Source organism: Pseudomonas sp. MN1F (assembly GCF_009391885.1).
Classification (GTDB): domain Bacteria; phylum Pseudomonadota; class Gammaproteobacteria; order Pseudomonadales; family Pseudomonadaceae; genus Aquipseudomonas.
In genome coordinates, this window is record NZ_VZII01000032.1 from 104,328 (window position 1) to 120,985 (window position 16,658).

The following is a 16,658-nucleotide window of genomic DNA, read 5'->3' on the forward strand; positions in this document are numbered from 1 at the left end:
GCTTTGGCAATGCAATACAATCTCACCAGAATCGATCCGGATGCGCCCAACGAGCAATACCCGGTAGGTGATCGGGAAACCGTCACCGACCAGCTGCTCGAGGACCAGGTCCACAAGAACATCTTCATGGGCAAGCTTGAAGATGTGATGCGTGGCGCGGTCAACTGGGGTCGCAAGAACTCCCTCTGGCCGTACAACTTCGGCCTGTCCTGCTGCTACGTGGAAATGACCACGGCCTTCACGGCACCCCACGACATCGCCCGCTTCGGCGCCGAAGTCATCCGGGCCTCGCCGCGTCAGGCCGACTTCATGGTCATCGCCGGTACCTGCTTCGTCAAAATGGCGCCGATCATCCAGCGCCTGTACGAGCAGATGCTCGAGCCGAAGTGGGTCATCTCCATGGGTTCGTGCGCCAACTCCGGTGGCATGTACGACATCTACTCGGTCGTTCAGGGGGTCGACAAGTTCCTCCCCGTGGACGTCTATGTGCCTGGCTGCCCGCCACGCCCTGAGGCTTTCCTGCAAGGCTTGATGCTGCTGCAGGAGTCGATCGGCCAAGAACGACGCCCGCTTTCCTGGGTGGTTGGTGATCAAGGCATTTACCGTGCCGAGATGCCAGCCCAGAAAGACTTGCGTCGTGAACAGCGCATTGCGGTAACCAACCTGCGCAGCCCCGACGAAGTCTGATCCAGCGACCTGCCGCCCGCTCCCGAAGGAGCCGGCGGCCTGGCTTCATTCTTAACGCTGACCCAAAGCGACCGAGACCATGACAGCGGACAACGCTATTTTCATTCCGCCCTACAAGGCTGACGACCAGGATGTGGTCGTCGAACTGCACAACCGTTTTGGCGCCGACGCATTCGTCGCCCAGGAAACCCGCACCGGTATGCCCGTGCTGTGGGTCAAGCGCGCCCTGCTAAAGGAAGTGCTCAGCTTCCTGCGCGGCGTGGCCAAACCGTACAGCATGCTGTACGACCTGCACGGCGTCGACGAGCGCCTGCGCACCCAGCGCCGTGGCCTGCCAGCTGCCGATTTCAGCGTGTTCTACCACCTGCTGTCGGTCGAGCGTAACAGCGACGTGATGATCAAGGTGTCGCTCAGCGAAGGCGACCTGAACCTGCCAACCGTCACCGGCATCTGGCCAAACGCCAACTGGTACGAGCGCGAAGTCTGGGACATGTTCGGCATCGACTTTGCCGGCCACCCGCACCTCAGCCGCATCATGATGCCGCCGACCTGGGAAGGTCACCCGCTGCGCAAGGACTACCCTGCCCGCGCCACCGAGTTCGACCCCTACAGCCTGACCCTGGCCAAGCAGCAGCTTGAAGAGGAATCGGCGCGTTTCAACCCGGAAGCCTGGGGCATGAAGCGTCAGGGCGCCAACGAGGACTACATGTTCCTCAACCTCGGCCCGAACCACCCTTCGGCCCACGGTGCCTTCCGTATCGTCCTGCAGCTGGACGGTGAAGAGATCGTCGATTGCGTACCGGACATCGGCTACCACCACCGTGGTGCCGAAAAAATGGCCGAGCGCCAGTCCTGGCACAGCTTCATCCCCTACACCGACCGTATCGACTACCTCGGCGGGGTGATGAACAACCTGCCGTACGTGCTCGCGGTCGAGAAGCTGGCCGGCATTCAGGTGCCACAGAAGGTCGACGTGATTCGCATCATGCTGGCCGAGTTCTTCCGCATCACCAGCCACCTGCTGTTCCTGGGTACCTACATCCAGGACGTCGGCGCCATGACCCCGGTGTTCTTCACCTTCACCGACCGCCAGCGCGCCTACACCGTGATCGAAGCGATCACCGGCTTCCGCCTGCACCCGGCCTGGTACCGCATCGGTGGCGTCGCCCACGACCTGCCCCGCGGCTGGGACAAGCTGGTCAAGGACTTCGTCGAATGGCTGCCCAAGCGCCTCGACGAATACACCAAGGCTGCCCTGCAGAACAGCATCCTCAAGGGCCGTACCATTGGCGTTGCCGCGTACAACACCAAGGAAGCCCTGGAATGGGGCACCACCGGTGCCGGCCTGCGCGCCACCGGTTGCGACTTCGACCTGCGTAAAGCCCGCCCCTACTCCGGCTACGAGAACTTCGAGTTCGAAGTACCGCTGGCCCACAACGGCGATGCCTACGATCGCTGCATGGTCCGTGTCGAGGAGATGCGCCAGAGTATCCGCATCATCGACCAGTGCCTGCGCAACATGCCGGAAGGCCCGTACAAGGCGGATCACCCGCTGACCACGCCGCCGCCGAAAGAGCGCACCCTGCAGCACATCGAGACCCTGATCACGCACTTCCTGCAAGTCTCGTGGGGCCCGGTCATGCCGGCCAACGAGTCGTTCCAGATGATCGAGGCGACCAAGGGCATCAACAGTTACTACCTGACGAGCGATGGCGGCACCATGAGCTACCGCACCCGGATCCGTACCCCGAGCTACCCGCACCTGCAGCAGATCCCTTCGGTGATCAAAGGCAGCATGGTCGCCGACCTCATTGCGTACCTGGGCAGTATCGACTTCGTTATGGCTGACGTGGACCGCTAAGCATGAACAGCACGCTTATCCAGACAGACCGTTTCGCCCTGAGCGAAACCGAGCGCTCGGCCATCGAGCACGAAATGCATCACTACGAGGACCCGCGCGCGGCGTCCATCGAAGCCCTGAAGATCGTCCAGAAGGAACGTGGCTGGGTGCCGGACGGCGCCATCCACGCCATCGGCGAAGTGCTGGGCATCCCGGCCAGCGATGTCGAGGGTGTGGCCACCTTCTACAGCCAGATCTTCCGTCAGCCGGTTGGCCGCCACATCATCCGCGTGTGCGACAGCATGGTCTGCTACATCGGCGGCCACGAATCGGTGGTCAGCCAGATCCAGAGCGAACTGGGCATCGGCCTCGGCCAGACCACCGCAGACGGGCGTTTCACCCTGCTGCCGGTGTGCTGCCTGGGCAACTGCGACAAGGCCCCGGCGCTGATGATCGACGACGACACCTTCGGTGACGTGCAGCCGGCTGGCGTTTCCAAACTGCTGGAGGGTTACGTATGACCATTACTTCCTTCGGCCCGGCCAACCGCATCGCGCGTTCGGCCGAAACCCACCCGCTGACCTGGCGCCTGCGTGACGACGGCGAGCCGGTCTGGCTGGCCGAGTACCAGTCGAAGAACGGCTACGCCGCTGCCCGCAAGGCACTGGCCGACATGTCCGCCGACGACATCGTGCAAAGCGTCAAGGACTCCGGCCTCAAGGGCCGTGGTGGCGCAGGCTTCCCCACTGGCGTGAAGTGGGGCCTGATGCCCAAAGACGAATCCATGAACATCCGCTACCTGCTGTGCAACGCGGACGAAATGGAGCCGAACACCTGGAAGGACCGCATGCTGATGGAGCAACAGCCCCATCTGCTGGTCGAGGGCATGCTGATCAGCGCCCGCGCCCTGAAGGCCTACCGTGGCTACATCTTCCTGCGTGGCGAATACACCACCGCGGCGAAGAACCTCAACCGCGCCATCGACGAAGCCAAGGCCGCCGGCCTGCTGGGCAAGAACATCCTCGGCAGCGGCTTTGATTTCGAGCTGTTCGTGCACACCGGTGCCGGGCGCTACATCTGCGGTGAAGAAACCGCACTGATCAACTCGCTGGAAGGCCGTCGCGCCAACCCGCGCTCCAAGCCGCCCTTCCCTGCCGCCGTTGGCGTCTGGGGCAAGCCGACTTGCGTGAACAACGTCGAAACCCTGTGCAACGTTCCGGCCATCGTCGCCAACGGCAACGACTGGTACAAGTCGCTGGCCCGTGAAGGCAGCGAAGACCACGGCACCAAGCTGATGGGCTTCTCCGGCAAGGTGAAGAACCCGGGCCTGTGGGAACTGCCGTTCGGCGTCACCGCCCGTGAGCTGTTCGAAGACTACGCCGGTGGCATGCGCGACGGCTTCAAGCTCAAGTGCTGGCAGCCAGGCGGCGCCGGTACCGGCTTCCTGCTGCCCGAGCACCTCGACGCACAGATGTACGCCGGTGGCATCGCCAAGGTCGGCACCCGTATGGGTACCGGTTTGGCCATGGCGGTCGACGACAGCATCAACATGGTCTCACTGCTGCGCAACATGGAAGAGTTCTTTGCCCGCGAGTCGTGCGGCTGGTGCACGCCATGCCGTGACGGCCTGCCGTGGAGCGTGAAGATGCTGCGCGCACTGGAGAAAGGCCAGGGCCGCGCAGAAGACATCGAGACGCTGCTGGGGCTGGTCAACTTCCTCGGCCCAGGCCGTACCTTCTGTGCTCACGCACCGGGTGCCGTCGAGCCATTGGGCAGTGCCATCAAATACTTCCGCTCGGAGTTCGAGGCAGGTGTCGCTCCAGCGGGTGCTGGTGATGCTTTGCGCCCGAACCTGGCGAAGCCGATCGTGGTCGGCGCATAACAAGATGATTAGGCGAGTGGCCCGTGCCACTCGCCAGCTTGCCGGCAGGCCCGAGCGATCGTGGCGTGTCGCAAGCTCACCGATTTCCATTAGCCACGCCCGCTCACGCGGGCCAACGAAGAACTTTGAACAATGGCCACTATCCACGTAGACGGCAAAGCGCTCGAAGTCAACGGTGCGGACAACCTGTTACAGGCGTGTCTGTCACTCGGCCTCGACATCCCTTATTTCTGCTGGCACCCGGCGCTCGGTAGCGTCGGCGCCTGCCGGCAGTGTGCGGTCAAGCAGTACACCGACGAGAACGACACCCGTGGTCGTATCGTCATGTCCTGCATGACCCCTGCCTCCGACGGCACCTGGATCTCCATCGACGATGACGAGTCCAAGGCGTTCCGCGCCAGCGTCGTCGAATGGCTGATGACCAACCACCCGCACGACTGCCCGGTGTGCGAGGAAGGCGGTCACTGCCACCTGCAGGACATGACGGTAATGACCGGCCACAACGAGCGCCGCTACCGTTTCACCAAGCGTACCCACCAGAACCAGGACCTCGGCCCGTTCATCGCCCATGAGATGAACCGCTGCATCGCCTGCTACCGCTGCGTGCGCTACTACAAGGATTATGCCGGTGGTACCGACCTGGGCGTGTACGGCGCCCACGACAACGTGTACTTCGGCCGCGTCGAAGACGGCGTGCTGGAAAGCGAGTTCTCCGGCAACCTGACCGAGGTCTGCCCGACCGGCGTGTTCACCGACAAGACCCACTCCGAGCGCTACAACCGCAAGTGGGACATGCAGTTTGCCCCAAGCATCTGCCACGGTTGCTCCAGCGGCTGCAACATCAGCCCGGGCGAGCGCTATGGCGAACTGCGTCGCATCGAGAACCGCTTCAACGGTTCGGTCAACCAGTACTTCCTGTGTGACCGCGGCCGCTTCGGCTACGGCTACGTCAACCGCAAGGACCGCCCGCGCCAGCCACACCTGGCCGACGGCACCAAGCTGAGCCTGGACGCCGCCCTGGACAAGGCCGCCGACCTGCTGCGCGGCCGCACCATCGTCGGTATCGGCTCGCCACGCGCCAGCCTCGAAAGCAACTACGGCCTGCGTGAGCTGGTCGGCGCCGACTACTTCTACTCCGGCATGGAAGCTGGCGAACTGGCCCGCGTGCGCCTGGCCCTGAACGTGCTGAACAACAGCCCGTTGCCAGTGCCGACCCTGCGCGACATCGAAGACCACGACGCCGTGTTCGTGCTCGGTGAAGACCTGACCCAGACCGCTGCCCGTGTGGCCCTGGCCGTGCGCCAGTCCACCAAAGGCAAGGCCGAGGCCATGGCCGAAGCCATGAAGGTGCAACCGTGGCTCGATGCCGCCGTGAAGAACATCGGCCAGCACGCGCTGTACCCGCTGTTCATCGCCTCGCTGGCTGAAACCAAGCTGGACGACGTTGCCGAAGAATGCGTGCACGCGGCCCCCGCCGACCTGGCCCGCATCGGTTTCGCCGTGGCCCACGCCATCGACCCGAGCGCACCGGCAGTCGCCGGCCTGGACGACGAAGCCAAGGCCCTGGCCCAGCGCATCGCCGACGCCCTGGTCGCCGCCAAACGCCCACTGGTGATCGCCGGTACCTCGCTGGCCGACCCGGCGCTGATCGAAGCCGCCGCCAACATCGCCAAGGCCCTCAAGCTGCGCGAGAAGAACGGTTCGCTGAGCCTGGTGGTGCCTGAGGCCAACAGCCTCGGCCTGGCCATGCTGGGTGGCGAGTCGGTCGATGCCGCACTGGACGCCGTCATCAGCGGCAAGGCCGACGCCATCGTCGTGCTGGAAAACGACCTGTACGCCCGCGTAGCGGCCGCCAAGGTCGACGCAGCCCTGGCCGCGGCCAAGGTGGTGATCGTCGCCGACCACTCCAAGACCGCCACTGTCGACCGCGCCCACCTGGTGCTGCCGGCCGCCTCGTTCGCCGAAGGCGACGGTACCCTGGTCAGCCAGGAAGGCCGCGCCCAGCGCTTCTTCCAGGTGTTCGACCCGCAGTACCTGGACAGCAGCATCCTGGTGCACGAAGGCTGGCGCTGGATGCACGCCCTGCGTGCCACCCTGCTCAACAAGCCGGTCGACTGGACCCAACTGGACCACGTCACCAGCGCCTGCGCCGAAGCTGCCCCGCAACTGGCTGGCATCGTCAACGCCGCACCAAGCGCCGCATTCCGCATCAAGGGCATGAAGCTGGCCCGTGAGCCGCTGCGCTACTCCGGCCGTACCGCCATGCGCGCCAACATCAGCGTGCACGAGCCACGTACCCCGCAGGACAAGGACACCGCGTTCGCCTTCTCCATGGAAGGCTACTCGGGTTCGGCCGAACCGCGCCAGCAGGTGCCGTTCGCCTGGTCGCCGGGCTGGAACTCGCCGCAAGCCTGGAACAAGTTCCAGGACGAGGTCGGTGGCCACCTGCGTGCCGGTGACCCAGGCGTGCGCCTGATCGAATCGCAAGGCGATCGCCTGAACTGGTTCAACGCCATCCCGGGCGCCTTCAACCCGGCCCGTGGCAGCTGGACTGCAGTGCCGTTCTTCCACCTGTTCGGCAGCGAAGAGACCTCCTCGCGCGCCACCCCGGTGCAGGAGCGCATCCCGGCCGCCTACGTGGCCCTGGCCAAGTCCGAAGCCGACCGCCTGGGTGTCAACGACGGCGCCCTGCTGAGCCTTAACGTTGCCGGTATGGCCCTGCGCCTGCCGCTGCGCATCAATGAAGAACTGGGCGCTGGCCTGGTTGCCCTGCCCAAAGGCCTGGCCGGCATCCCGCCTGCCATCTTCGGTGCATCCGTCGAAGGTCTGCAGGAGGCAGCACAATGAGCTGGTTCACCCCCGAAGTGATCGATGTGATCCTCACCGTGGTCCGGGCCGTCGTGGTCCTGCTCGCGGTGGTGGTCTGCGGCGCGCTGCTCAGCTTCGTCGAGCGGCGCCTGCTGGGCTGGTGGCAGGACCGTTACGGTCCGAACCGCGTCGGCCCGTTCGGCATGTTCCAGATCGCTGCCGACATGCTGAAGATGTTCTTCAAGGAAGACTGGAACCCGCCCTTCGTCGATCGCATGATCTTCACCCTGGCGCCAGTCGTGGCCATGAGTGCCCTGCTGATCGCCTTCTGCGTGATCCCGATCACCCCGCTGTGGGGCGTCGCCGACCTGAACATCGGCCTGCTGTTCTTCTTCGCCATGGCCGGCCTGTCGGTCTACGCGGTGCTGTTCGCCGGCTGGTCGTCGAACAACAAGTACGCCCTCTTGGGCAGCTTGCGTGCCTCGGCACAGACCGTGTCGTACGAAGTGTTCCTGGGCCTGGCGCTGATGGGCGTGGTGGTGCAGGTGGGTTCGTTCAACATGCGCGACATCGTTGAATACCAGGCCCAGAACCTGTGGTTCATCATTCCGCAGTTCTTCGGTTTCTGCACCTTCTTCATCGCTGGCGTCGCCGTGACTCACCGTCACCCGTTCGACCAGCCGGAAGCGGAGCAGGAACTGGCCGACGGCTACCACATCGAGTATGCCGGCATGAAATGGGGCATGTTCTTCGTCGGTGAGTACATCGGCATCATCCTCATCTCGGCGCTGCTGGTGACCCTGTTCTTCGGCGGCTGGCACGGTCCGTTCGGCATCCTGCCGCAACTGTCGTTCCTGTGGTTCGCCCTGAAGACCGCGTTCTTCATCATGCTGTTCATCCTGCTGCGCGCCTCGATCCCGCGCCCGCGTTATGACCAGGTGATGGACTTCAGCTGGAAGTTCTGCCTGCCGCTGACCCTGATCAATTTGCTGGTGACCGCTGCGATCGTGCTCTACAACACGCCAGCCGTCGCGGCCCAGTGAGGATTTGACCCATGTTCAAGTATATCGGCGACATCGTTAAGGGCACCGGCACCCAGCTGCGCAGCCTGGCAATGGTGTTCTCCCACGGGTTCCGCAAGCGCGACACCCTGCAGTACCCCGAAGAACCCGTGTACCTGCCGCCGCGCTACCGCGGCCGCATCGTCCTCACCCGCGACCCCGATGGCGAGGAGCGCTGCGTGGCGTGCAACCTCTGCGCGGTGGCCTGCCCGGTCGGCTGCATTTCGCTGCAGAAGGCCGAGACCGAGGACGGCCGCTGGTACCCGGAGTTCTTCCGCATCAACTTCTCGCGCTGCATCTTCTGCGGCCTGTGTGAAGAAGCGTGCCCGACCACCGCGATCCAGCTGACTCCGGATTTCGAAATGGCCGAGTTCAAGCGTCAGGACCTGGTGTACGAGAAAGAAGATCTGCTGATCTCCGGCCCCGGCAAAAACCCTGACTACAACTTCTACCGTGTTGCGGGTATGGCGATCGCTGGCAAGCCGAAGGGCTCTGCACAGAACGAAGCCGAGCCGATCAACGTGAAGAGCTTGCTCCCATAAGGACCGAAAGATGGAATTCGCTTTCTACTTCGCATCCGGGATCGCCGTGGTCTCCACCCTTCGGGTGGTGACCGGGACCAACCCCGTGCACGCCTTGCTTTACCTGATCATTTCGCTGATTTCCGTGGCCATGATCTTCTTCGCCCTGGGTGCGCCGTTCGCCGGCGCCCTGGAAGTGATCGCCTACGCTGGCGCCATCATGGTGCTGTTCGTCTTCGTGGTGATGATGCTCAACCTCGGGCCGGCCTCGGTCGCCCAGGAAAGGGGCTGGCTCAAGCCCGGCATTTGGGCCGGGCCAGTGATCCTGGGCGCCCTGCTGCTGCTGGAGCTGCTGTACGTGCTGTTCGTCTCGCCAAGCGGCGCGGCCATCAGCGGTACCACCGTCAGCCCGAAAGAAGTGGGTATCAGCCTGTTCGGCCCGTACCTGCTGGTGGTCGAACTGGCGTCGATGCTGCTGCTCGCTGCAGCCGTCACCGCCTTCCACCTGGGCCGCAACGAGGCGAAGGAGTAAATCATGGGTGCTATCCCTCTCGAACATGGTCTGGCAGTCGCCGGCATCCTGTTCTGCTTAGGTCTGGTTGGCCTGATGGTCCGCCGCAACATCCTCTTCGTGCTCATGAGCCTGGAAGTCATGATGAACGCCTCTGCCCTGGCGTTCATCGTCGCCGGTGCCCGTTGGGTCCAGCCCGACGGCCAGGTGATGTTCATTCTGGTGATCAGCCTGGCAGCCGCCGAGGCCAGCATTGGCTTGGCGATCCTGCTGCAGCTGTATCGCCGCTTCCACACTCTCGACATCGATGCTGCCAGTGAGATGCGCGGATGAACCTTCTCTTCCTGACTTTCGTCTTCCCCCTCGTCGGCTTCCTGCTGCTGTCGTTCTCGCGCGGGCGGTTCTCGGAGAACCTGTCCGCGCTGATCGGCGTCGGCTCGGTGGGCCTGTCGGCCGCCACCGCCGCCTACGTCATCTGGCAGTTCAACGTCGCCCCGCCTGAAGGCGGCGCGTACAGCCAGCTGCTGTGGCAGTGGATGTCGGTGGACGGCTTCGCGCCGAACTTCACCCTGTACCTGGACGGCCTGTCGGTCACCATGCTCGGCGTGGTCACCGGTGTCGGCTTCCTGATCCACCTGTTCGCCTCCTGGTACATGCGCGGCGAAGCCGGTTACTCGCGCTTCTTCTCGTACACCAACCTGTTCATCGCCAGCATGCTGTTCCTGATCCTCGGCGATAACCTGCTGTTCATCTACTTCGGCTGGGAAGGCGTGGGCCTGTGCTCGTACCTGTTGATCGGCTTCTACTACAGCAACCGCAACAACGGTAACGCGGCACTCAAGGCGTTCATTGTCACCCGTATCGGCGACGTGTTCATGGCCATCGGCCTGTTCATCCTGTTCGCCCAGCTGGGTACCCTGAATGTGCAGGAACTGCTGGTGCTGGCACCGCAGAAGTTCAAGGCTGGCGACACCTGGATGGTGCTGGCGACCCTGATGCTGCTGGGTGGCGCGGTCGGTAAATCGGCCCAGCTGCCACTGCAGACCTGGCTGGCCGACGCGATGGCGGGCCCGACTCCGGTTTCGGCACTGATCCACGCGGCAACCATGGTGACCGCGGGCGTGTACCTGATCGCCCGTACCAACGGCCTGTTCCTGCTGGCGCCGGACATCCTGCACCTGGTCGGCGTCGTCGGTGGCGTGACCCTGGTACTGGCCGGCTTTGCCGCGCTGGTACAGACCGACATCAAGCGTATCCTCGCCTACTCGACCATGAGCCAGATCGGCTACATGTTCCTGGCCCTGGGCGTGGGTGCCTGGGACGCGGCGATCTTCCACCTGATGACTCACGCCTTCTTCAAGGCCCTGCTGTTCCTTGCCTCCGGTGCGGTGATCGTTGCCTGCCACCACGAGCAGAACATCTTCAAGATGGGCGGCCTGTGGAAGAAACTGCCGCTGGCCTATGCCAGCTTCGTGGTCGGTGGCGCTGCCCTGGCAGCCTTGCCGATCGTGACCGTGGGCTTCTACTCCAAGGACGAGATCCTCTGGGAAGCCTTCGCCAGCGGCAACACCGGCCTGCTGTACGCCGGTCTCGTGGGCGCCTTCATGACCTCGCTGTACACCTTCCGCCTGATCTTCATCGCCTTCCACGGCGAAGCGAAGACCGAAGCCCATGCTGGCCACGGCATCAGCCACTGGCTGCCGCTGGGTGTGCTGATCGTGCTGTCGACCTTCGTCGGCGCCTGGATCACCCCACCACTGGCCGGTGTGCTGCCGGAAAGCGCCGGCCATGCCGGTGGCGAAGCCAAGCACGCGCTGGAGATCACCTCGGGTGCCATCGCCATCGCCGGTATCCTGCTGTCGGCCCTGCTGTTCCTCGGCAAGCGCCGCCTGGTCAGCGCGATCGCCAACAGCGGCATCGGCCGTGTGCTGTCGGCCTGGTGGTTCGCCGCCTGGGGCTTCGACTGGATCTACGACAAGCTGTTCGTCAAACCTTACCTGCTGATCAGCCACGTCCTGCGCAAGGATCCGGTTGACCGCAGCATCGGCCTCATCCCTCGCCTGGCGCGCGGCGGCAACGTCGCCATGAGCAAGACCGAGACTGGCCAGCTGCGCTGGTACACCGCTTCGATCGCCGTTGGCGCAGTGCTGGTACTCGGCGCTGTGGTAGTGGCAGCGGTATGACCATGAACTTTGCGAACCTTGCGACTCTGCGAAAGGAAACCAACCCGTCATGATTTTGCCTTGGCTGATCCTGATCCCCTTCATCGGCGGCCTGCTGTGCTGGCTGGGTGAGCGCTTCGGCGCCACCCTGCCGCGCTGGATCGCGCTGCTGACCATGTCCCTGCTGCTCGGCATTGGCCTGTACCTGTGGGGCACCGGCGACTACACCCTGGCCCCCGCTCCGGGTGGCGAGCCTGCCTGGGCCCTGGAATACAAAGTCCAGTGGATCCAGCGCTTCGGCATCAGCATCCACCTGGCCCTCGATGGCCTGTCGCTGCTGATGATCCTGCTCACCGGCCTGCTCGGTGTGCTGTCGGTACTGTGCTCCTGGAAAGAGATCCAGCGCCACGTCGGTTTCTTCCACCTCAACCTGATGTGGATCCTCGGCGGCGTGGTCGGTGTGTTCCTGGCCCTGGACCTGTTCCTGTTCTTCTTCTTCTGGGAAATGATGCTGGTGCCGATGTACTTCCTCATCGCGCTCTGGGGTCACAGCTCGGCGGATGGCAAGAAGACCCGGATCTACGCGGCGACCAAGTTCTTCATCTTCACCCAGGCCAGCGGCCTGATCATGCTGGTGGCGATCCTCGGCCTGGTGCTGGTCAACTACAGCAACACCGGGGTGATCACCTTCAACTACAGCGACCTGCTCAAGGCCGACCTGCCGGCCGGTACCGAGTACCTGCTGATGCTGGGCTTCTTCATCGCCTTCGCGGTGAAGCTGCCGGTGGTGCCGTTCCACTCCTGGCTGCCTGACGCTCACGCCCAGGCACCGACCGCAGGTTCCGTGGACCTCGCCGGTATCTTGCTGAAGACGGCGGCCTACGGCTTGCTGCGCTTCGCCCTGCCGCTGTTCCCGAACGCCTCGGCCGAGTTTGCACCGTTCGCCATGACCCTGGGCCTGATCGGTATCTTCTACGGTGCCTTCCTGGCCTTCGCGCAAACCGACATCAAGCGCCTGATCGCCTTCTCCAGCGTCTCGCACATGGGCTTCGTGCTGATCGGTATCTACTCCGGCAGCCAGCAGGCCCTGCAAGGTGCGGTGATCCAGATGCTGGCCCACGGCCTGTCGGCTGCCGCGCTGTTCATCCTGTCCGGCCAGCTGTACGAGCGCCTGCACACCCGTGACATGCGTCAGATGGGCGGCCTGTGGCACCGCATCGCCTACCTGCCAGCCATCAGCCTGTTCTTTGCCGCCGCTTCGCTGGGCCTGCCAGGCACCGGCAACTTTGTCGGCGAGTTCCTGATCCTGATCGGCAGCTTCGTGCATGTACCGTGGGTCACCGTGATCGCCACCACCGGCCTGGTATTCGGCTCGGTGTACTCGCTGATCATGATCCACCGCGCCTACTTCGGCCCGGCCAAGGCCGACACCGTACTGGCCGGCATGGACGGTCGCGAGCTGATCATGGTGCTGGGCCTGGCGGTACTGCTGATCCTGCTGGGCGTGTATCCGCAGCCGTTCCTCGACACCTCTGCCGCCACCATGACCGGCGTGCAGCAGTGGCTCGGTTCCGCTTTCACTCAACTCGCTTCGGCCCGGTAAGAGCGCTATGGAATTCACCACTCAACACTTCATCGCATTGGCGCCGATGCTGATCACCACCATCACCACCGTGGTGGTGATGCTGGCGATCGCCTGGAAGCGCAACCACTCGCAGACCTTCCTGCTGTCCACCGTGGGCCTGAACCTGGCCCTGCTGTCGATCTTGCCGGCGCTGAAGGTTGCGCCACTGGCGGTCACCTCGCTGATCACCATCGACAAGTTCGCCTGCCTGTACATGGCGATCATCCTGGTCGCCACGCTGGCCTGCGTCACCCTCGCCCACGCCTACCTCGGCGAAGGCTCCAAAGGCTTCCCGGGCAACCGTGAAGAGCTGTACCTGCTGCTGCTGATGTCTGCCCTCGGTGGCCTGGTGCTGGTCAGCGCCAACCACCTGGCCGGGCTGTTCATCGGCCTGGAGCTGCTGTCGGTACCGGTCTACGGCCTGGTGGCGTATGCGTTCTTCAACAAGCGCTCGCTGGAAGCCGGTATCAAGTACATGGTGCTGTCGGCCGCAGGTTCCGCGTTCCTGCTGTTCGGCATGGCCCTGCTGTACGCCGACGCTGGCAGCCTGACCTTCGACCAGCTGGGCAAGGCCCTGGCCGCCACCAGCATGCCAAGCCTGCTGGCCCAGCTGGGCCTGGGCATGATGCTGGTCGGCCTGGCCTTCAAGCTGTCGCTGGTACCGTTCCACCTGTGGACCCCGGACGTGTATGAAGGCGCCCCGGCGCCGGTCGCCGCGTTCCTGGCCACCGCCAGCAAGGTTGCCGTGTTTGCCGTGGTCGTGCGCCTGTTCATGCTCTCCCCTGCTGCCAGCAGCGGCGTGCTGAGCACTGTCCTGGCCGTGATCGCCGTGGCTTCGATCCTGATCGGTAACCTGCTGGCGCTGACCCAGAGCAACCTCAAGCGCCTGCTCGGTTACTCGTCCATCGCCCACTTCGGCTACCTGGTCATCGCCCTGGTCGCCAGCAAGGGCCTGGCCATGGAAGCCATGGGCGTGTACCTGGTCACCTACGTGATCACCAGCCTTGGCGCCTTCGGTGTCATCACCCTGATGTCCTCGCCTTACGGCGGCCGTGACGCCGACGCGCTGTACGAGTACCGCGGCCTGTTCTGGCGCCGCCCGTACCTGACCGCAGTGCTGACCGTGATGATGCTGTCGCTGGCAGGCATCCCGCTGACCGCCGGCTTCATCGGCAAGTTCTACATCATCGCCACCGGCGTCGAGTCGCAGCTGTGGTGGCTGGTCGGTGCCCTGGTGATCGGTAGCGCCATCGGTGTGTACTACTACCTGCGCGTCATGGTCACCCTGTACCTGGTCGAGCCGAACCTGCGTCGCCACGACGCCCCGCTGAAGTGGGAACAGCGCACCGGCGGCGTGATGCTGCTGGCCATCGCCATTCTCGCCTTCGTCCTCGGTGTGTACCCGCAGCCACTGCTGGACATGGTTCAGCACGCCGGCCTGCAACTGCTTGGCTGATCACAGCTGAAAAACAAACACCCCGCATATGCGGGGTGTTTTTTTATCTGCGTTTGGTGGCCGCCTCGATGGGCTTTCCCAGCCCAGAGCCACCAGGCGAGCCTTCATTGCGCGCCAGGACAGCAGACTTGCGCAGTTCCTTAGTGGCCGAGGGCAAGTGCACTTCCGGGTTGGGCATGCCACTGGGCGAAAGTTCGTGGGTCATTTCAAACTCCGCCCTCACCGACCAGCCGCAGGCCTCATTGATACATTGCAAGTAGGCTACGCGCAGAAAGATATGCCGACCTTCACTGGTCCGAATGCGCATACGGCTGTTGCAGTGGGGGCAGACAAGCTTGTAGGTACTCACGCAATGTGCCTGCGCGTGCTGCTTGAACCATCACGCTGTAGGAAAAGCCCGCTATCGGCGCGAGCATCGACTACGGTTTTAGAAAGGTTTTTCATCATGTTACTTCTCATGCCAAGATATCTCCTCAAATCGAATGGCAAATATTCATAACGAGTATTCTAAGCCCAGGGAATGTTGTTAAACCAGTCATGGATATTTGTTATGAGTAGCCACTTGTTTGCATCGGTGCTGGCACGCCTTAAGCTACTGACCGGCTCGGATACCGACGTTCAGCTGGCAAGGGCTCTGGCAGTCAGCCCGCAGACCCTGAGCAGCTGGAAGGTACGCGACAGCATTCCATACTCACTTTGCATAGAGCTTGCCCAGCAGCACCGCTGCTCGCTGGATTGGCTGCTTCTGGGTGAGCGCGATGACAGCCGTGCGCTGGAAAGCCAGGACAGCTGGCAGAGCGACATGCTCGACCGGCTGCGCGAGCTTTCCCATTCAGACCGCCAGTCAGTGCTGCTGTACATCGAAGACAAACAACGTATCCGTCAACTCGAGCGGCAATTGCAGGAGCTGACAAAGCGCTCGCCTGCTGCACAGTAAGGTCAGCCTCGGCGGCGCCAGCGCTGGATGAGCTCGCGCAGGTCTACCGAGTCCAGCCAGACCAGCACCTTCAAGGTAATCGGGATAACCACTACCGCAGCGGCGAACGCGGCCATGCCACGGGATAGCATTGGCGCCATCGCGTGCAACAGCGGCTCGAACAGGTAACCGACCCCCAGGGTCAGGAACACCAGCAACACCTGCTTGCGGGCAGACAGGCGCTTGCGCGAAACGATGATGAACCGGTCCCGGGCCGCGCTTACCAACAAGGCCCCCAAAAGCGCACCGAACAACGCCCTGCCCTCGGTATCCAGCAATTCGTAGAAGGCAGCGATGGCGGCCTCCATCAGATAGGGCTCATCCATGTGCAGTTCCTCCGCCGGCTGCCGGCTCAGTACGCAGGTCACGCCTTACCGCAGCCGCGATGAAGTACCGATAGCAGACTGACAACGCCCTGCCGCTGGCATGCCCGGCCACCTCTTCAAGGCGCCGGTAACCACGGCAACGCAATGCGCTACGCCAGCTGGCGAATTCGCTGGCGGCATCGATGGCGGCGCAGCGCGCGGCCAAGGCAAGGCGCGCCTCACTGACCTCCTCGCCAAGCTGCAGGTGTGCACGTAACACGCTCAGTTCGATGCGTGGCCAGAAGGGATCGTGACAATCAGGAAACCGTGAAGCACTGAACGAAGGCTCGATTGAAGATTGCGGAGTTATGTGTTCTGCACGCATGTCGTTCCTCACTACTCGGCCAGCATGCCGTAGCGGATGGCTTTGATGACGGCTGCGACGCGCGTGGGAACATCGAACTTGCGCAGCAGGTTGGAGACGTGAAAGTTCACCGTCGACTCTTTGCACTGCAGGATCTGACCGATCTCCCATGAAGTCTTGCCGTAGGCGCACCACAACAGCACTTGCTGTTCGCGCGGTGTCAGGTGAATCGGCGCATCGGTATGGCTTTCAGGTGTCCGTCGAAGGTTGGTTTCCATCACTGAGTTCCCCAAGTAGTCGCCAGAGTGGGCAGCGCGGAGTGCTGCCGCCAATGGGGCCACCTTACGGACGCCGGCCGTGCCGGCTCCAGCGATGCAACTTGTAGAGAACCGTCTTACACATCCGTCCAACACGTACTACACAGGAAAATTTCTTATCGCCGTGCTTCGATCGGCTTTTCG

17 protein-coding genes are annotated in these 16,658 nt (G+C 63.4%); 13 read left to right on the top strand and 4 right to left on the bottom strand.

Features of this window, described 5'->3' with window-relative positions:
• Positions 1 to 9: 9 nt before the first annotated feature.
• From F6X59_RS16575 to nuoN, 12 genes are all read left to right on the top strand, one after another.
• The gene (locus F6X59_RS16575; protein ID WP_027920598.1) at positions 10 to 687 is read left to right on the top strand and encodes an NADH-quinone oxidoreductase subunit B family protein; all 678 of its coding nucleotides are present in this window, start codon (positions 10 to 12) and stop codon (positions 685 to 687) included.
• A 79-nt stretch (positions 688 to 766) separates the two neighbouring features.
• Positions 767 to 2,548, top strand: coding sequence for an NADH-quinone oxidoreductase subunit C/D (nuoC, locus tag F6X59_RS16580; protein ID WP_152957150.1), 1,782 nt, complete (start codon positions 767 to 769; stop codon positions 2,546 to 2,548).
• A gap of 2 nt (positions 2,549 to 2,550) precedes the next feature.
• Positions 2,551 to 3,048, top strand: coding sequence for an NADH-quinone oxidoreductase subunit NuoE (gene nuoE, locus F6X59_RS16585; protein ID WP_003251433.1), 498 nt, complete (start codon positions 2,551 to 2,553; stop codon positions 3,046 to 3,048).
• Positions 3,045 to 4,409 carry an NADH-quinone oxidoreductase subunit NuoF gene (nuoF, locus tag F6X59_RS16590; protein WP_152957151.1) on the top strand — a complete coding sequence of 455 codons (1,365 nt, stop codon included), beginning with the start codon at positions 3,045 to 3,047 and terminating at the stop codon, positions 4,407 to 4,409. Before nuoE ends, nuoF begins: the two co-directional genes overlap by 4 nt.
• Before the next feature lie 132 nt (positions 4,410 to 4,541).
• On the top strand, positions 4,542 to 7,256 hold the full coding sequence (gene nuoG / locus F6X59_RS16595; RefSeq protein ID WP_152957152.1) for an NADH-quinone oxidoreductase subunit NuoG: 2,715 nt from the start codon (positions 4,542 to 4,544) through the stop codon (positions 7,254 to 7,256).
• Positions 7,253 to 8,260 (top strand): NADH-quinone oxidoreductase subunit NuoH, encoded by a 1,008-nt coding sequence (gene nuoH / locus F6X59_RS16600; protein ID WP_027920602.1) that lies wholly within the window; start codon positions 7,253 to 7,255, stop codon positions 8,258 to 8,260. The genes nuoG and nuoH overlap by 4 nt, the downstream gene beginning before the upstream one ends.
• An 11-nt stretch (positions 8,261 to 8,271) precedes the next feature.
• On the top strand, positions 8,272 to 8,820 hold the full coding sequence (gene nuoI / locus F6X59_RS16605) for an NADH-quinone oxidoreductase subunit NuoI (RefSeq protein WP_003251442.1): 549 nt from the start codon (positions 8,272 to 8,274) through the stop codon (positions 8,818 to 8,820).
• Positions 8,821 to 8,830: 10 nt separating this feature from the next.
• Positions 8,831 to 9,331 carry an NADH-quinone oxidoreductase subunit J gene (gene nuoJ / locus F6X59_RS16610; protein WP_152957153.1) on the top strand — a complete coding sequence of 167 codons (501 nt, stop codon included), beginning with the start codon at positions 8,831 to 8,833 and terminating at the stop codon, positions 9,329 to 9,331.
• 3 nt (positions 9,332 to 9,334) lie between these two features.
• Positions 9,335 to 9,643 (top strand): NADH-quinone oxidoreductase subunit NuoK, encoded by a 309-nt coding sequence (gene nuoK, locus F6X59_RS16615; RefSeq protein ID WP_008096201.1) that lies wholly within the window; start codon positions 9,335 to 9,337, stop codon positions 9,641 to 9,643.
• Positions 9,640 to 11,493, top strand: coding sequence for an NADH-quinone oxidoreductase subunit L (nuoL, locus tag F6X59_RS16620; RefSeq protein ID WP_152957154.1), 1,854 nt, complete (start codon positions 9,640 to 9,642; stop codon positions 11,491 to 11,493). Before nuoK ends, nuoL begins: the two co-directional genes overlap by 4 nt.
• Before the next feature lie 49 nt (positions 11,494 to 11,542).
• A complete protein-coding gene (gene nuoM / locus F6X59_RS16625) occupies positions 11,543 to 13,075 on the top strand; it encodes an NADH-quinone oxidoreductase subunit M (RefSeq protein ID WP_152957155.1) in 1,533 nt (510 codons plus the stop codon).
• A 7-nt stretch (positions 13,076 to 13,082) separates the two neighbouring features.
• The gene (gene nuoN, locus F6X59_RS16630) at positions 13,083 to 14,552 is read left to right on the top strand and encodes an NADH-quinone oxidoreductase subunit NuoN (protein WP_152957156.1); all 1,470 of its coding nucleotides are present in this window, start codon (positions 13,083 to 13,085) and stop codon (positions 14,550 to 14,552) included.
• Between the two features lie 43 nt (positions 14,553 to 14,595).
• Here nuoN and F6X59_RS16635 read toward each other — a convergent pair whose 3' ends face one another.
• Positions 14,596 to 14,901 (bottom strand): ogr/Delta-like zinc finger family protein, encoded by a 306-nt coding sequence (locus tag F6X59_RS16635; RefSeq protein ID WP_372240420.1) that lies wholly within the window; start codon positions 14,899 to 14,901, stop codon positions 14,596 to 14,598.
• Between the two features lie 201 nt (positions 14,902 to 15,102).
• On the opposite strand from F6X59_RS16635, the gene F6X59_RS16640 reads away from it, so the two are divergent.
• On the top strand, positions 15,103 to 15,489 hold the full coding sequence (locus F6X59_RS16640; RefSeq protein WP_152957157.1) for a helix-turn-helix domain-containing protein: 387 nt from the start codon (positions 15,103 to 15,105) through the stop codon (positions 15,487 to 15,489).
• A 2-nt stretch (positions 15,490 to 15,491) separates the two neighbouring features.
• On the opposite strand, the gene F6X59_RS16645 is transcribed toward F6X59_RS16640, so the two are convergent.
• Genes F6X59_RS16645 through F6X59_RS16655 form a run of 3 tightly spaced genes read right to left on the bottom strand, consistent with a single transcriptional unit; the run spans position 15,492 to position 16,475 of the window.
• Positions 15,492 to 15,854: a hypothetical protein gene (locus F6X59_RS16645; RefSeq protein ID WP_110639131.1), complete on the bottom strand. Its 363-nt coding sequence runs from the start codon at positions 15,852 to 15,854 to the stop codon at positions 15,492 to 15,494.
• On the bottom strand, positions 15,847 to 16,218 hold the full coding sequence (locus tag F6X59_RS16650) for a head completion/stabilization protein (RefSeq protein WP_152957158.1): 372 nt from the start codon (positions 16,216 to 16,218) through the stop codon (positions 15,847 to 15,849). The genes F6X59_RS16645 and F6X59_RS16650 overlap by 8 nt, the downstream gene beginning before the upstream one ends.
• A gap of 11 nt (positions 16,219 to 16,229) precedes the next feature.
• The gene (locus tag F6X59_RS16655) at positions 16,230 to 16,475 is read right to left on the bottom strand and encodes a response regulator transcription factor (protein WP_152957159.1); all 246 of its coding nucleotides are present in this window, start codon (positions 16,473 to 16,475) and stop codon (positions 16,230 to 16,232) included.
• Positions 16,476 to 16,658 lie beyond the last annotated feature (183 nt).

Excerpts from the sequence above, each read along its gene's own strand:
- nuoK (WP_008096201.1), top strand. The coding sequence starts at position 9,335 with ATGGGTGCTATCCCTCTCGAACATGGTCTGGCAGTCGCCGGCATCCTG.
- nuoJ (WP_152957153.1), top strand. The coding sequence starts at position 8,831 with ATGGAATTCGCTTTCTACTTCGCATCCGGGATCGCCGTGGTCTCCACC.
- nuoE (WP_003251433.1), top strand. The coding sequence starts at position 2,551 with ATGAACAGCACGCTTATCCAGACAGACCGTTTCGCCCTGAGCGAAACC.
- F6X59_RS16575 (WP_027920598.1), top strand. The coding sequence starts at position 10 with ATGCAATACAATCTCACCAGAATCGATCCGGATGCGCCCAACGAGCAA.
- F6X59_RS16655 (WP_152957159.1), bottom strand. The coding sequence starts at position 16,475 with ATGGAAACCAACCTTCGACGGACACCTGAAAGCCATACCGATGCGCCG.
- nuoI (WP_003251442.1), top strand. The coding sequence starts at position 8,272 with ATGTTCAAGTATATCGGCGACATCGTTAAGGGCACCGGCACCCAGCTG.
- F6X59_RS16650 (WP_152957158.1), bottom strand. The coding sequence starts at position 16,218 with ATGCGTGCAGAACACATAACTCCGCAATCTTCAATCGAGCCTTCGTTC.
- nuoM (WP_152957155.1), top strand. The coding sequence starts at position 11,543 with ATGATTTTGCCTTGGCTGATCCTGATCCCCTTCATCGGCGGCCTGCTG.
- nuoH (WP_027920602.1), top strand. The coding sequence starts at position 7,253 with ATGAGCTGGTTCACCCCCGAAGTGATCGATGTGATCCTCACCGTGGTC.
- nuoL (WP_152957154.1), top strand. The coding sequence starts at position 9,640 with ATGAACCTTCTCTTCCTGACTTTCGTCTTCCCCCTCGTCGGCTTCCTG.
- nuoG (WP_152957152.1), top strand. The coding sequence starts at position 4,542 with ATGGCCACTATCCACGTAGACGGCAAAGCGCTCGAAGTCAACGGTGCG.
- nuoF (WP_152957151.1), top strand. The coding sequence starts at position 3,045 with ATGACCATTACTTCCTTCGGCCCGGCCAACCGCATCGCGCGTTCGGCC.
- nuoC (WP_152957150.1), top strand. The coding sequence starts at position 767 with ATGACAGCGGACAACGCTATTTTCATTCCGCCCTACAAGGCTGACGAC.
- F6X59_RS16645 (WP_110639131.1), bottom strand. The coding sequence starts at position 15,854 with ATGGATGAGCCCTATCTGATGGAGGCCGCCATCGCTGCCTTCTACGAA.
- F6X59_RS16640 (WP_152957157.1), top strand. The coding sequence starts at position 15,103 with ATGAGTAGCCACTTGTTTGCATCGGTGCTGGCACGCCTTAAGCTACTG.
- nuoN (WP_152957156.1), top strand. The coding sequence starts at position 13,083 with ATGGAATTCACCACTCAACACTTCATCGCATTGGCGCCGATGCTGATC.